General features: G+C 45.6%; 7 protein-coding genes and 1 pseudogene. All 8 read right to left on the reverse strand.

The annotated features are described in order from the left end of the window. Window positions 1-1,738: pseudogene (locus ABDV94_RS18985) on the reverse strand (hypothetical protein); the annotation flags it as partial. 387 nt (window positions 1,739-2,125) lie between these two features. After that, window positions 2,126-3,157 (reverse strand): sialidase family protein, encoded by a 1,032-nt coding sequence (locus tag ABDV94_RS18990; protein ID WP_343748803.1) that lies wholly within the window; start codon window positions 3,155-3,157, stop codon window positions 2,126-2,128. A gap of 147 nt (window positions 3,158-3,304) precedes the next feature. Beyond that, window positions 3,305-6,391, reverse strand: a complete 3,087-nt coding sequence (locus ABDV94_RS18995) for a T9SS type A sorting domain-containing protein (protein ID WP_343748804.1) — start codon at window positions 6,389-6,391, stop codon at window positions 3,305-3,307. A 141-nt stretch (window positions 6,392-6,532) separates the two neighbouring features. Then, complete coding sequence (locus ABDV94_RS19000; protein ID WP_343748805.1) at window positions 6,533-8,161, reverse strand: hypothetical protein; 1,629 nt, start codon at window positions 8,159-8,161, stop codon at window positions 6,533-6,535. 60 nt (window positions 8,162-8,221) lie between these two features. Then, the gene (locus ABDV94_RS19005; protein WP_343748806.1) at window positions 8,222-11,683 is read right to left on the reverse strand and encodes a PKD domain-containing protein; all 3,462 of its coding nucleotides are present in this window, start codon (window positions 11,681-11,683) and stop codon (window positions 8,222-8,224) included. 237 nt (window positions 11,684-11,920) lie between these two features. Then, complete coding sequence (locus ABDV94_RS19010; protein ID WP_343748807.1) at window positions 11,921-13,222, reverse strand: nucleotide sugar dehydrogenase; 1,302 nt, start codon at window positions 13,220-13,222, stop codon at window positions 11,921-11,923. Beyond that, a complete protein-coding gene (locus ABDV94_RS19015) occupies window positions 13,200-14,219 on the reverse strand; it encodes a Gfo/Idh/MocA family oxidoreductase (RefSeq protein ID WP_343748808.1) in 1,020 nt (339 codons plus the stop codon). Before ABDV94_RS19015 ends, ABDV94_RS19010 begins: the two co-directional genes overlap by 23 nt. 126 nt (window positions 14,220-14,345) lie before the next feature. Beyond that, window positions 14,346-14,918, reverse strand: a complete 573-nt coding sequence (locus tag ABDV94_RS19020) for an acyltransferase (protein ID WP_343748809.1) — start codon at window positions 14,916-14,918, stop codon at window positions 14,346-14,348. Window positions 14,919-14,939: the final 21 nt, after the last annotated feature.

Below are 14,939 nucleotides of genomic sequence, written 5' to 3' on the forward strand. Positions count from 1 at the left end.
CAGCAGTGAGTTTGAAGCTCAGAGTCATGGCATTGTTTGATCCTGTGTGGAAGTTCGGGTCTGTAATGATCACCGAACCGTTGTTGCTTGTTGCAGAAGGAGTCAAAACGGCTCTTCCTGCAGTGATTGCAGCAACACCCTGCAATGTTACGTTTGTCAAATCTGTAGATGCATTCGCAAACGGGTTGTTGTAAACCGGGTTTACGGTTACCTGACCGAATGTGTTGCTCAAAGAAACAGTCCCTCCTAAGTTGTTACAGTCGTAACCGATCACGGAAACATCTGCACCAAATCCAACCGGAATGGAAATTTTGCTTGAATCCACGTTATCCGAACAACCGTTACTTCTTACATCGTAATAAACGGAATACACACTGTCAGCACCCGGAACAAATGTATACGTATCATTTGCACCCCAAGGCTGCAGTTCTGCACCGTTTGCATCCACAAAATGGTATTCCCAGGTACTTCCCCCCGAAATCACAGCCGGAGTTACAGAAGCCTGAACAGTTACCGGAGATCCCGGAGCACAAATAGTCGTCGGGCTGTATACCGCACTTTTAGACACCAATGTCAGCGGAGCTACCATTGCAGTTGTGGTTGCAGTACATCCGAATGAGTTGGTTCCCGTTACCGTATAGGTTGTTATTGCGGTTGGGTTTGCATTCACCGTATCGTTGTTCGTGACGTTCAAACCTGTAGCAGGTGTCCAAGCATAGGTATCAGCACCGCTTGCTACGATCGAAACAGATGATCCGGCACAGAAGGCGGATGATGGTGTATTTACCGCCATAACCGGAACCGGATTAACGACTACGGAAGCTTCTTCCGCAAAATCCTGGTCACCGGTAGCACCACAAGTCGTAACAGCACGGATATTCATGGTTTGTGCCGGAGCCGTTGAATAAGTAGAAGCAGTAGCTGAAGGGTAATCAAGCCAGCCGGAACCATCATTATACTGCCAGGAATAGCTCAGTCCTGTCGCAAAAGACCCCCCGCTTATCCCAAGGTTCACTGATTGTCCGGGACAGATTGAAGCGTTGTTTACCGTTGTTGTTGCATGGCTAGGTGTTGAACATGCAGGAGCTGCTGTCCATTCAAACTGGATATTCGGTGCCCACTGACCTCTTGAAGAAGCTGTTGGAGGAGATGCCGGGTTCGGATTGGTAGAAGCATTTCCGTAGTAGATAGTTCTGTAATCCGTTCCGTATGTCGAGTATCTCCAAAAAACTCCGGATCCGGCACCAGCCTGGTTTTCATCTACTCCAACTACAATATTGTCAACTCCATTCCATTGGAAAGGGGTTGTTAACGTAATCTCCATCCAGTTACCCACTGCAGGATAAGTTACTGTTCCGGAGAAACAGCTTGTAATCCCGGAAGTAATCCAATCGGTTGTGGATGTAAAGCTCACTTTAGTCGTATGACCGAGGTATACGGTCCAATCCGTTGAATTGGCCGTAGATGTTGCCGATCCCAAATAATAACGGATTTTGGTGATTGTTCCCATACCGGTTCCCCCGGCAGCGATAATATCCGATGCTTTATAAATACTTTCGGAGTAATGATAAACATTCGTTGCATTGACCGGGGCATTGTTGGTCGTTGATGTTCCGGTACCGATGGTTACCGTCGTTTGAGCAGAAGAAAGGAAAGGAATTACTGCCATTGCAAAACCAAACAGGTATTTGCCAAATAGTACCCCCTTACGCATTTCACTTAGAGTAAGTTTCTTCATAAGTTATTTCAGTTTATTTTTTGAGCTAACTTATGGAAATCGAACACATTCAATCAAAAAAAAGAACGGACAAAAAAGAGACAATTAACTTTGTGTTAAATTTAAGCACAATATTTGTTCATTTATTAAAATAAATCCATCAAAATACTGAAAATCAATACTAAACAAAAAGTAACTTTTACGCCTTGTCCACCCTCTTAATTCAGAACGGGACAAATCCGGGTCGAAAACAGATCGTTTTTGTCCATTCCAGGACATCCAAACCGTGTAACAGGCACCCCACATTCCGGAAAAGGGGTCATTTAATACGGTATTTTCCACGAATCTTTTAAAAAGCCATTCCGGGAGAAGTGAAAAACAACTTTTATTCCTAAAGATGTCCATCTCCTAAAATTGCAGTACCAGGTGTTTAATCGTTATCCTGTTATAGGTGTAAACAATATGAACCAGTCCCTGGGAATCCTCAAAAATGGTCGGATAACTAAACTCACCCTTTTCTGCTTCTTCCAAAGCAAGTAAATCCCGCCAATCCGTTCCGTTATATGAATAAGCCAAACGCAACTTGGCACGTCCTTCCCACCACTCTTTCCCGGGAAGTTCCGGATTATAAACAATCAGGAAAAAATCTCTGAACGCAATTGCATCAATAGCTGCATTGGGGTTTACCAAATGAGTTGCCGTGAGCGCCGACCAGTGCTTTCCGTGATCTTCCGACCAGGAGGTAGCCACCGCACCTTCTTTACTTCTGCACAACACCTGGAGTTTTCCATCCTTATGCACCAAAATAGATGGCTGGATTACATTCATTGTTGAAGCAGAATCAACAGAATATGATTTCCAGGTTTGTTGATGATCTTCACTGAGTTCCACATGTGCCGTCCACCGATTCTCACTGACTTCCGTACTGGATGGTGACAGAATGGTTCCGTTTGTCAGTTCAACAGGTTTATTTTTGATCGGCCCGAGAATAGGTTGCGGTAACCGCTGCGCTTTTCCCCATGTTTTCCCATTGTTATGGGACGTTTTTACCATCCCCCACCATTCCCGGGGATTCAAACCCACTTTATAGTACAAATAAATGGTCTTTTCATTTTTAGCCCTGAATAAAACAGGATTCCAGCAAGGGTATTGCAGCGAATCATCCATACGGCCATCAGCCCATACTTCGGGCTTACTCCAACCTTTTCCTTCTGAGCGCACTCCCCAGATAACCACATCTTTGTTTCCCTCATGAGTCCCACCGAACCAGCTCACCACGAGTTTTCCATTAGAGGCTTGCTCTATCGTAGAAGCATGGCATTGCAGGAAATCAGCCCCTTCGGTAAAAAGAAACTCATTCTGTATGATCGCCGGAGGTGTTTCCTGTGCCCGGTTACATGTGCTCACCCACAAACAAAAGAAGAAAAGTATCCTGTGCATATCTGAATTTTTAGGCCTGTATTTATGCCGATAACGAACCGTTAAAAAACAGGTACACCAGCAAACAACTGCCTGCTGGTGTACCATTACTTGTTATTACGAGTATAAATCTAAAACCTGATTGGGTTATCTAAATTGGTGTGTGTTTTATTGAATCACTAATTTGATCGTGCTTGCTTTGTCTGCACTTTGAATGCGTACAAAGTAAACTCCCGGATTCCAGTCCTGAACAGAAAGTTCTGTCTGAGTATCCAGTTTTCCTACAGTTGTAACCAATGCTCCAGCAGCCGAGTAAACTGTTGCAGATGCATCTGTTGTTTCAGGAATAGTGATTGTCACTTTATCTGAAGCCGGGTTCGGGTAAAGACTCAAACCTTCGATTCCGTTTTCTTCGATTCCTGCTGTACTTGTCACTACGATTGTTTGAATCACTGTTTCGGATCCACACTCGTTTGTCAATGTTACTGTTACCGCGTAAGGTCCTGCAACGGTGTATGTATGGCTCACTGTAGCAGGAGCGTTTGTCAACACTGCAGATCCGTCTCCGAAGTTCCAGGAGTAAGAATCAACATTCTGCGGGTTCAATACCGTGAATGTGTATGTAGGCATGTTGTTCTGAACATACAACGCGCTGTTTGCCGATGGAACATCGTTTACTCCAACGTTGATTGAACCGATCCCCACACATCCTGAAGCATTTGTAACATATACGACATAAGCTCCAGCCTGAGTGACTGTTCTTGTTTGAGTTGTAACCTGGGAATTGCTCCAAACATATGTTGAACCAGCGTTTCCTGCATTCAATACCAATGATTGTCCTTCACAAATAGTTGTGTCATTTCCAAGCAATACCAGCGGGTTCAGGTTTTCAACTTCAATTGTTTTGATTTTCTTCGCACAAGAAGTTGTTCCGTTGCTGCTCATCCATACGTCGTAAGTTCCAGGCTGAATTCCTGTGAAGGTTCCTCCCGACTGCCATGTTGCAGGTGTCTGGTTTGCAGCAACCAACGCAAACTGAGAAGTTGGTGCTGTAACTGTTACGTTTGAAATAGCGTGACGCAATGCATCCCCTCCAGTAGAAGCGCTGAATGCTTGTTTCCACGTAGAAGTGTTTGCCGACATGTAAGCCGCAGGCATCTGAACGTTTGTAAAGATGGCTGTACCACCAACTGTCAAACTTGCTTTTCCGGATACGTCAATTGTCAATACAACCGGAACATCTGTTCCCAATTTCCATGAAGCGGTGTTTGCAGCATAAGCAACTGTTGAAGCTGCTGTCGGTGTTACGGCAGTACCGCTTACACCGGAAGTATTTCCGTATACCAGGTAAATTCCTGCGATGTTCGGGCTGTTATCTGCAGCGTCGAATACCAAACGCAGTTTGGAACCGCTTCCGTTTTGGTTACCTGTGTTCGAAATATCATCTGCGAAAGAGTAAGAAAGTCCGTCTGCACCACCTGTACCGTACGTGTTGATCGGCTGGTCAGCAGTGAGTTTGAAGCTCAGAGTCATGGCATTGTTTGATCCTGTGTGGAAGTTCGGGTCTGTAATGATCACCGAACCGTTGTTGCTTGTTGCAGAAGGAGTCAAAACGGCTCTTCCTGCAGTGATCGCAGCAACACCTTGCAGGGATACGTTTGTCAAATCTGTAGATGCATTCGCAAATGGGTTGTTGTAAACCTGGTTTACCGTTACCTGACCGAATGTGTTGCTCAAAGAAACAGTTCCACCTAAGTTGTTACAGTCATAATCTACTACGTTTACAGTAGCACCGAAACCAACGATGATTGATGCCAGACTGGAATCAATTGCATCCGAACAAGTAGAAGAGCGGAAATCAGCATATACTTTGTAAGTACTGTCTGCCGCAGGAACAAATGTGTACGTATTGTTAGAACCCCAAGGCTGCAATTCAGCACCGTTTGCTCCAACAAAGTGGTATTCGTAAGAACCACCACCGTAAATAACCGCAGGAGCTGCTGTTGCAGTTACAGTTACCGGAGTTCCCGGAGAACAGATGGTTGTAGGAGAATATGTAACTGTTTTCTCGATTTTAGAAAGCGGAGTTACCGCGATAGTTGCTGTATCTTTACAACCAGCCAAATCCGTACCGATTACCGTATACGTTGTTGCGTTCGTCGGACTTGCATTCACCGTATCGTTGTTTGTTACGTTCAAACCTGTTGCAGGTGTCCATGCATACGTATTTGCACCATTCGCAATAACCATCGCCGGAGTTCCTGAACAGAATGCCAGAGCAGTGTTGTTAATTGCAACAGTTGGTGCTGCATTTACAGTGATAGAAGCTTCTTCAGAGATATCCTGGTCGCTTGTATGAGAACAGGTTGTGATTGCACGAACGTTGATCGTTTGTGTCGGCTGAGTGGAGTACGTTGCAGCAGTTGCACCCGTGTAGTCTACCCATCCGGAACCGTTGTTGTACTGCCACTGGTAAGTCAATCCGTTTGCGAAATCAGTACCGGTCAACGACAAGTTCACAGGAACTGCACTGTTGGAACAAATAGATGTAACAGAAGCGTTTGCTGTTCTGTGTGTAGGAGCACCTGCACAATCCGGAGCCAGCTCGTGTACAAACTGCATTTGCGGAACATATGAATATCTGTTCAAAGCAGTCGGAGGCGATGCCGGGTTCGGGTTGTTACCGTCGCTGGAGTAATACATCGATCTGTTTGCACCGGTTGTGTGTGATCTCCAGTAAACATCCGAACTCGCATAAAGGGGAGTGTTTTCATCGATCGCTACCACTACGTTGCTGATCCCGTCCCAAATAAATGGAGTTGCCAATGTGATTTCCATCCAGGTATTTGCGGCAGGAGCAGTTAATGTTCCGGTGTAAACCTGTGTCATGTTCCCAACAGGAACCCAGGATGTAGTGGATGCAAAACTTGTCAAAGAAGTGCTTCCCATATAAACCGTCCAGGAAGTGGAATTAGTCAATGATCCTGTAACGTTGTAGAAACGAATTTTTGTAATACGGTTTAGCTGTCCTGCAACAGCTACATCAAAATCAGATGCTAAATAAATCTGCTGGGAATAGGTGTACCCGTAATAGGCATTAATTGGCACGTAAGCCGAGGTATTAGTTCCTGTCGCCACGCTCGTTGTCACCGTTTGAGCCTGGGAAAGGAAAGAAGTTACTGTCAGTGCAAGTGCAACAATAGCCTTGCCAGACAAAACCCCCTTACGCATTTCGTTAAAGGTAAGTTTCTTCATAAGATTATGATAAGTTTAATTTTGAGCTAACTTAAAGAAAAATCAAGTGCTTTTACTAAAAGTTTATTGGACAAAACCGGGACAAACCCGCCTTTTGTTAAATCCTTAATCCCGGGAGTTTTGAACTGTTTTTATTTTAAACTAAATCGCTTTAATAAAACGCGTCAGGTCATCCGCAGATTCAATATTCAGTTTTTTTCGTAAACGCAGATTGGTCTTTCTCACAGAGTCCGGGGAGATTGCAAGCGTCCGCGCCATCTCGATATTCGAGAGATTCAATTTGATCAGGGCCGCCAGGCGAATTTCAGCCGCCGTGATTTCCGGAAACTGGTCGTGAAAGAAATCAAAAAAGCCCGGGTTCAGTTTTTCAAACAAACGCTTGAATTCAATCCAGTCGTTTTCCGTCAGCAGGGAAAAGGACTGCAGATTGTTCAGCATCACTTCACGCTCTGTATCTGATTGCGAATGTTGGTTCTTTTCAGCAGTTTCGAGCTGTTCGCTCAATTCAAAAATAACTTTGTTCTTATCCAGGATCGTGGATAGCAGGGCACGCATTTCACGCTCCGTCGCATTGAGCTCGTCCTCCATCTTCTGCGCCTTCAACGTCAGGATTTCCTTGTCCTGTCGACGCTTGCGCTGAATTTGTTTGATAATGATAAAACTCGTCAATCCAAGGATCAGACAAATCACAAAAAGTCCCAGGATGATGAGTCCATCCGTCCTTTTCCGCTCTTTGTAAATGATATTCTCTCCCTGCTTTTTCTCAAATTCGATCTGGAACTCGGCGTTCTTAATATTCAGAAACTGTCGTTCCTCGTTCATCACTTCCTTGTAGGAAATATACTTTTTGAAACTTGCCAGCGCCTTTTTGTCGTCGCCGATTTTCTCGTAATAACTTGTCTTTGTGCGGTAAATGACACTCAACAGATCAATACTTGTTTCCCGGGCCATCAGGTTGTCGAAGGTTTTCAGTTTGCTGGCCGCCTGATCGATTTTATTTTGCTTCAAATCCAGTTCGATCAGTAACGACAAGGCATTGAGCTCGCTGCTGGTTTGTTTGTTTTTCTTACTTACCGTGTAATCAAACTCCATCAATCCGCGGGCCTTTTCAAAGTCTCCCTTCTTAAATGCGATGTAGCCCAGGTTCCCGGAAAGAATCCCCGTCCATGCTTCATCTTTCATTTTCACAGCCTGATCGTAAGCTTTTCGCAGGTATTTTTCAGAAGTTTCCGTGTCGCCTTTGTCCCGGTAAATCAAACTCAGGGTATTGTAAATTTTGATCTTACCCTTTTCAGATAAATAGGGATGTTTCAAACTGATATTCAGGTGTTTTTCGGACAAATCATATCGTCTAAAGAAATAGTACACATGACCTAAAGCACTGTGAAATGATGCCAGATAAGGTTTATCCGACGTATTTACGTTCTTTTCTTCGCGTAAAGTACTATAGAAGAAATAATAAGCATCCCGGTAATGTAATCCTTCATAAAACCAGCTTCCAATCAAAAAACACAACTCCGGGTAATCCGGTTCGGAGACGATCTGGTCTTCTTTGGTCAGTTTTTTTAAAAACCGGATCCATTCGGAACGGCTCACGAAATCAGAACTGCTGTACTTTTCAAAGAGCCTGACATAGGAAACCCCATTGCTCTTGTGCGCTGCAATTAGTTGATTTACTCCCTTTTCCGCAGTAAGCTTCGCCCCAAACAGGGCATTGCTCAAAATACAGAAAAAGGTTAGTAAGATTAAGTGTCGATAGATTTGTTTCAATGCGTAATTTGTTCCGTCTGATTTTTACAAATGTAAACTATTTCTGTTTCAGCTAAAAACTTAACGCATCAAATTCACATGGCCGGCAAATTCGTACTTTTCATCGGTGTCATCATCCTTGAATCGAAGCACCCAGGTATACAGTCCCGTTTGAACCATACTGCCGTTATAAGTTCCGTCCCAGCCCATAGCAATATCCTTGGATTCAAAGATCAGTTCGCCCCAGCGGTTGTAGATATAACACTCATAGCTTGCAGGAGAAAAACCGGCTGTCATGATCGGCAGGAAAATGTTGTTGTGCTCGTCACCATCAGGCGTGAAGGTATTCGGAACATAGAAAAGCAATTGGTCTTTCACGATCACTACCCGGTAGGTCGTATCGCGGCATCCCTGGTCTGAAACAACAATCAGCTGCACGTTGTAGTTTCCAATCTGACCAATCGGGAACTGATGCGTCGGGTTGAGTTCCTGCGAGTTGGTTCCATCATCGAAATCCCAGTAATTCTGGTTGTTCAATACCGATGTGTTCTCAAAAACAGCTGTCGGATCAAACGAGAATACCTGCTGCGGATTCACATTAAAGCTCGCCAGCGGCAACGGATCCACACAAATCATGTCAGTAACCGTCTTGGTTGTTGTACACAAATTGTCTGCTGTAATCGTCAATGTCACGTCAAAACAGTCGATTCCCGTATACGTGTGATCAACAATCGAAGGATTGCTTGAAGTCGTTCCGTCTCCCAGGTTCCATTCCACCACCGAATTCTGGTTGGATGTACTCTCGTTGAGGAATTCCACTTCCAATGGGAAACACCCTTTTACCACATCCGAAGAGAATGCGATAATCGGGTTTTCGGTCACTTGCACCGTCACCTTCGTCGTGTCGTTCACACACATCGTATCGGCAGGCAAAACATAGGAAAACTCGTAATTTCCATTCGGAAGCAGCGACAAATCAAGCACCCCGGAAGTCGCATCAAACTGACCGGTCGGGAAAGGAGACGTTTCTGTCCAGAATGCCGGTTGTGTCTGCACCGATCCGTTGGTATATGGGTTCAGGTCAACCGTAGATCCGGATGTATTACACACATGCAGACTCGTTGGATTCACTCCGGATGGCTGGCTGTTCACCAAAATCTGGAAATGACTTGTATCATTCGGACAATACGTTCCGTGAACCACGTATTCCAACGTGTTGGATCCAATGGCTCCGCTGACAGTCAACGATCCCGCTGAAGTAAGGCTCGTGCCCAACCCGTTAGCAATATCTGCCCAGGTTCCGCCTGTTGTTGCACCGGACGAAAGCAAGGCATTCAGATCCACCACCCCGTTCGTTTCACACCAAACAGCAGCACTGTCGGTTCCTGCATGTTTTTGATTTTCATAGGTAATCACAATCGCATCTGTCTTGGCACACTGTGCAGCGTTTTTAACCGTCACAGAATACGTTCCTGCCGCCTGCACATTCAGCGTTTGGTTTGTTGACCCGTCGTTCCACAGGTAAGTACTTCCGGCATTCTGTGCATCAAGAAGTAAGTCCGAACCTTCACAAAGCGTAGTATCTGCTCCCAGGTTCACTACCGGGAAAGTACTGTAACTCACTACCACGGTATCGTAAGAGTAACAAATCGGTTTGAAGGTAATATCATCGAGCAGGAAGTCATTCCCACCGATATTCGTGTTTTGGTTCAAAATACAGATTTGCGCAGAGTTGTTCAACCCGGAGTTCCAGGTCTGGAAGAACTGCTGCCACGAACAACCGATTACCGGCGTAGAGAAAATACTTCCCAGCGTGCTTCCGTTGATCGAAAACTGGAGCTGTGCCACATTTGAATTGGTCAATGCATTCGACACCCACGTTCCGAACTGGTAGTCGGTATTGGGCTGAACCGGCACGTTCTGACACCACACATTGGTTCCCGGAACACCTGATCCGTTTACCACCATCATCTGGGTTCCAGGCGCAGGAGTATGATCCTGGCAGCTCGTAAAATCCGTGTGAGCCAGCGAAGGGCTTGTTGTAACGGTATATGTTCCCTCATTGGTTAGCAAACCATAGGCTCCGCCCGTTCCTGCCACGTAGCTGGTCGTAAAGCCGGTATTCCCGGATTCAAAGTCTCCGTTGACAATCTGGTTATTCCCCAGTTTCCCCACTTTCACACTGTACGTCCCCGCACTGGTCACAAAACGGGTTGCAGCCGTGGAGTTGTTGTTCCACAAATAGCTGTCATAGGTTCCGGAAGCCGCTGCATTCAGTGTAATCGTTTGCCCGGTACACAAAGTCGTATCCGGCCCGAGATTCACCGATGGAATATTCCCGATCGAAATGGTGAACACCGCATTATCAGCCGGACAAGCTCCTGCTGCAGGAACCTGGTAGTTGAATGTGTAAATTCCCTGCGTCAATCCGCTGGTGCTGAACACACTCGTTCCGGTGTTAAAATGCCCGGATGCCGGACTCGTTGTTTCACTCCATGTTCCCGAAGTAGATGATCCCGCAGACAGGAAATTATTCAGTGTAATTGCCGGGCCAGGGCCACAGTAATATGCTCCGTTGTCAAAACCGGCAGAAAGTGGTTGAGAGATCGTAACCGTGAATTGTTTTTCGTCCGAACACCCCGTTGAGCCACCGTAAGCATACAGGGTTTGGGTAGTTGTAATCGTTTGTCCTGCATTATAACTGGTTCCGGTACCTCCCGGCCCCGTATAGTATTTTTCGTTTCCTGCAAGCGTTGTCCCTGTAATGGCTGGCAGCGTATAGGAAGAACAAGCCTGTACGTTCGCAATTGGGTTCAGCGACGGCGTATTGGTCAATGAAACCGTGATCAGCGCAGTAGAATCACCGCAACTGGCTCCGTTACTAACCGTATACGTGTATGTTCCGTTGGTATTGGTTCCCGGGGTGAATGTTCCCTGGTAACCATTGGTCAAAGTCGAAGGTCCTGTCCAAACACCTGTTTGCGACATTGTTCCCGGAATCTGGGAAAACAAATTGTAGGGCGATGCCCCCGCACAAGCGTTCAGTGTTGCTGTTAACGGAACCGGATTACAACGCGCCAGTACCAAATCATCAAAACCGACGTCATTTCCCGGCCCACCCGCAATATTGGTCACGATTTCGAATGAAACCGTTGATGTAGGGGCCGTAAACGCTGCCATGGTGATATCATTCCAGGTCGATCCGTTTGCCACCGTTTGTGTCAAAATAACCGTTCCTGAAGCATCCTTGATATTGAACGTCAGGTTATTGTTTGACGTCCAGGCATCCCGGGTTGAAAATGAAAACCGGTATTGCCTTCCCACACACAAATTGGTGAAGGGCTGCACATAAAGTGGTCCTAAATAACCATCCGTAATATTCAGGTACATTCCCTGGGAACCGGTTCGCACGCAACCCGCATATGTCTGCGGTGTGTTTTGATACGTTGATCCTGGGACGATATATGGAATGACGGTCGAATATTCATACGAATCCGAGAAGATAGTTGACCAGTTGCACTGGGAAAAAGCAGACGTGCTCATCCCTAAACCGGCCAGTATACAAATTCGAATTGATTTTGAGAGACTTTTGAATATCATTGTTCCGTGTAGTTTTAACATGATAAACTTCAAAAGTAGGTTAAGGTTGCTTGATATTATTGGGACAAATATGGGACAAACACCCCCGAAACAGACAAAACGTTCCTTATTTAACAAAAAAGGAACGTTTTTTCACATTTTTATACCCTCGGGAGGTCAACAATAGGTCAACCGGGAGTTTTACAAGCTCCAGTATTCCAAATCGTTGATTTTTCCCTTATAGATTCCTTTGATGTCTACGAACACTCCTTTTCCATCTTTCATGATGGATTTGAAATACGCTTCGTCCAGGTTTTTGTATTCTTTGTGGTTTACAGCAACGATGATCGCGTCGTAGTTTTGTCCGATCTCGACCAACCCTACTCCATACTCGTGTTCCATTTCTTCGGAAGATGCATGCGGGTCAACCAGGTCTACTTTTACCTGGAATGATTTCAGCTCAGTAACTACGTCGATCACTTTCGAGTTGCGGATATCGGAAACATCTTCTTTGAAGGTTGCTCCCATTACCAATACTTTCGCGTCCTGGATGTGTTTTCCCTGTGCAATGATTTTTTTCGTTGTCTGTTTCCCGATATAGAAGCCCATGGAATCGTTCACATAGCGTCCGCTATTGATGATTTTCGCATGGTAACCGGCTTGCTGCGCTTTATGCGTCAGGTAATACGGGTCTACCCCAATGCAGTGTCCGCCAACCAATCCTGGTGAAAAACGGAGGAAATTCCATTTTGTCCCGGCAGCCTCCAACACATCATAGGTATTGATTCCCAAACGATTGAAGATAATAGACAACTCATTGATCAACGCAATATTTACGTCGCGCTGAGTATTTTCGATGATTTTAGCTGCTTCCGCCACTTTGATGGATGCTGCGCGGTGAACTCCCGCTCCGACAACCAATTCGTAGGTTTTTGCAATTTCTTCCAATGATTCTTCGCCACATCCGGAAACCACTTTTACCACATTCTGCAACGTGTGTTCCTTGTCTCCCGGATTGATTCGCTCAGGGGAATATCCTACTTTGAAGTCTTCCATGAATTCCAGTCCGGAAATGTCTTCCAGCACCGGAATACAGTCTTCTTCCGTACACCCCGGATAAACCGTGGATTCAAAGACAACGTAATCTCCTCTTTTCAAGACTTGTGCCACCGTTTTTGAAGCTCCCAGCAAGGGTTTCAAATCCGGAAGGTTCGCATCGTCGATCGGTGTGGGAACTGCTACAATGAAAAACTGAACATCTTTCAAATCGTTGATCTCTGCCGTGAAATGAATGTCACAACCATCAAAAGCAGCAGCATCCAGTTCGTTACTCGGGTCTTTTTTGTCGCGCATCATATCCACGCGCTTCTGGTTGATATCAAACCCGACAACTTTGATTTTTCTGGCGAATTCCAGAGCAATCGGCAACCCGACATATCCCAGACCGATCACGGCCAGTTTCGCTTCCTTGGCTACTAATCTATTGTAAATTGAGCTGCTCATTTCTTACTTTGTAAATACGTTCAATAATTTCTACCACTTTCAATCCTTCCAATGCATTCGTCGTTGCGGAAGTTCTGCCTTTCAGTGTGTCAATCACATTGGTGATCACATAGTGATGGTTCGCAGCAGATCCTTTGTAAGCTCCGTAATCATTTCCCGGGTTTGTTGGCGCCAGTTCCGGCATCTCATATCCCGGAATATTGCAAATCTCTACTTCGTTCATGTACTGACCTCCGATCTTTACGCTTCCGTTCTTCCCGATAATCGTCATGGAACTTTCCAGGTTTTTCTCAGCTACTGACGTGGAATAATTGATACTTCCCATTCCTCCGTTGATAAAGTCGAAGCTCACGAAGCCCGAATCTTCGAAATCCGTGGAATCTTTGTGCGTAAAATCAGCAAATTTCCCCTGGATGTTGTCGATATCTCCGAACAACCAATACATGATATCAATGAAATGCGAGAATTGCGTGAACAATGTTCCGCCGTCCAGGTCTTTCGTTCCTTTCCAGCCTCCTGCTTTGTAGTAACGCTCATCACGGTTCCAGTAGCAATTCAGCTGTACCATGAAGATTTCTCCCAGTACTTTGGTCTCGATCAGGTCTTTGATCCACTCGCTTGGAGGGGAATAACGGTTCTGCATCACACAGAAAACCTGACGGGACTGCTGTAATGATTTAAAAATGACTTTTTCGCACTGATCTTTCGTCAAACCCATCGGTTTTTCTACGACCACATGCTTTTTGTTCTCCAAACCAGCCAGTGCCTGCTCAGCGTGCAATCCATTCGGAGTACACACATTCAATACGTCGAAATCCAATCCGGATGCCAGTAATTCGTCCAGCGTTGTAAAAAACGGAACATCAAAATCCTCTGCCCCACATGCTTCTTTGGAACGTACATCGATCAACGCAACCAACTCCGCTTCCGAATCTCTGCGGATCATCTCCGCATGTCTTTTACCGATGTGTCCTGTTCCCAGAACAGCAAACTTCACTTTTTGATTTTCAGGTATCATATTTATTGACGTATTGTTATTGGTTTTCAGAACCAATTCTTGCGGCGCAAAAGTAATAAAATTTGTATCAGGTCGTCACCGTTAAAAGGACGATCATTGCCTTCGTCAGACTGTTTTCACACGTCCGTCGAGCAATTGGTAGCGCTCATTGCTTTCCGGACAAACGGCAAATCCATGCTCATCAAAAGTGAGGCGGTGTCCGTAAGCACTCATCCAGCCGATTTGTCGTGCAGGGTTTCCTACCACCAGCGAGTACGGAAGCACTTCTTTCGTCACCACGGAACCCGCTCCGATGAATGCGTACTCACCGATGTCGTTTCCACAAACAATCGTGGCATTTGCCCCGATAGATGCTCCTTTTCGAACAACGGTTTTTGAATACTGATCTCTCCGGTTCACTGCAGAACGCGGATTCATCACATTGGTGAATACCATGGAAGGCCCGAGGAACACATCGTCTTCACAGATGACCCCGGTATAAATGGACACGTTGTTCTGAATCTTTACGTTGTTTCCCAGAATCACGTCCGGGGAAACCACCACGTTCTGACCGATATTGCAGCGTTCCCCGATGGTGCAATTCGGCATGATGTGCGAAAAGTGCCAGATTTTGGTTCCTTCACCGATCGTACATCCGGGATCGACTACCGCCGTTTCGTGTGCAAAATATGTTGCCATGTTTTAAAGTGAAAATGGACA

Origin of the sequence: Fluviicola sp. (genome assembly GCF_039596355.1) — a bacterium.
Classification (GTDB): domain Bacteria; phylum Bacteroidota; class Bacteroidia; order Flavobacteriales_D; family Crocinitomicaceae; genus Fluviicola.

Excerpts from the sequence above, each read along its gene's own strand:
- ABDV94_RS19020 (WP_343748809.1), bottom strand. The coding sequence starts at position 14,918 with ATGGCAACATATTTTGCACACGAAACGGCGGTAGTCGATCCCGGATGT.
- ABDV94_RS18990 (WP_343748803.1), bottom strand. The coding sequence starts at position 3,157 with ATGCACAGGATACTTTTCTTCTTTTGTTTGTGGGTGAGCACATGTAAC.
- ABDV94_RS19005 (WP_343748806.1), bottom strand. The coding sequence starts at position 11,683 with ATGAGCACGTCTGCTTTTTCCCAGTGCAACTGGTCAACTATCTTCTCG.
- ABDV94_RS18995 (WP_343748804.1), bottom strand. The coding sequence starts at position 6,391 with ATGAAGAAACTTACCTTTAACGAAATGCGTAAGGGGGTTTTGTCTGGC.
- ABDV94_RS19010 (WP_343748807.1), bottom strand. The coding sequence starts at position 13,222 with ATGAGCAGCTCAATTTACAATAGATTAGTAGCCAAGGAAGCGAAACTG.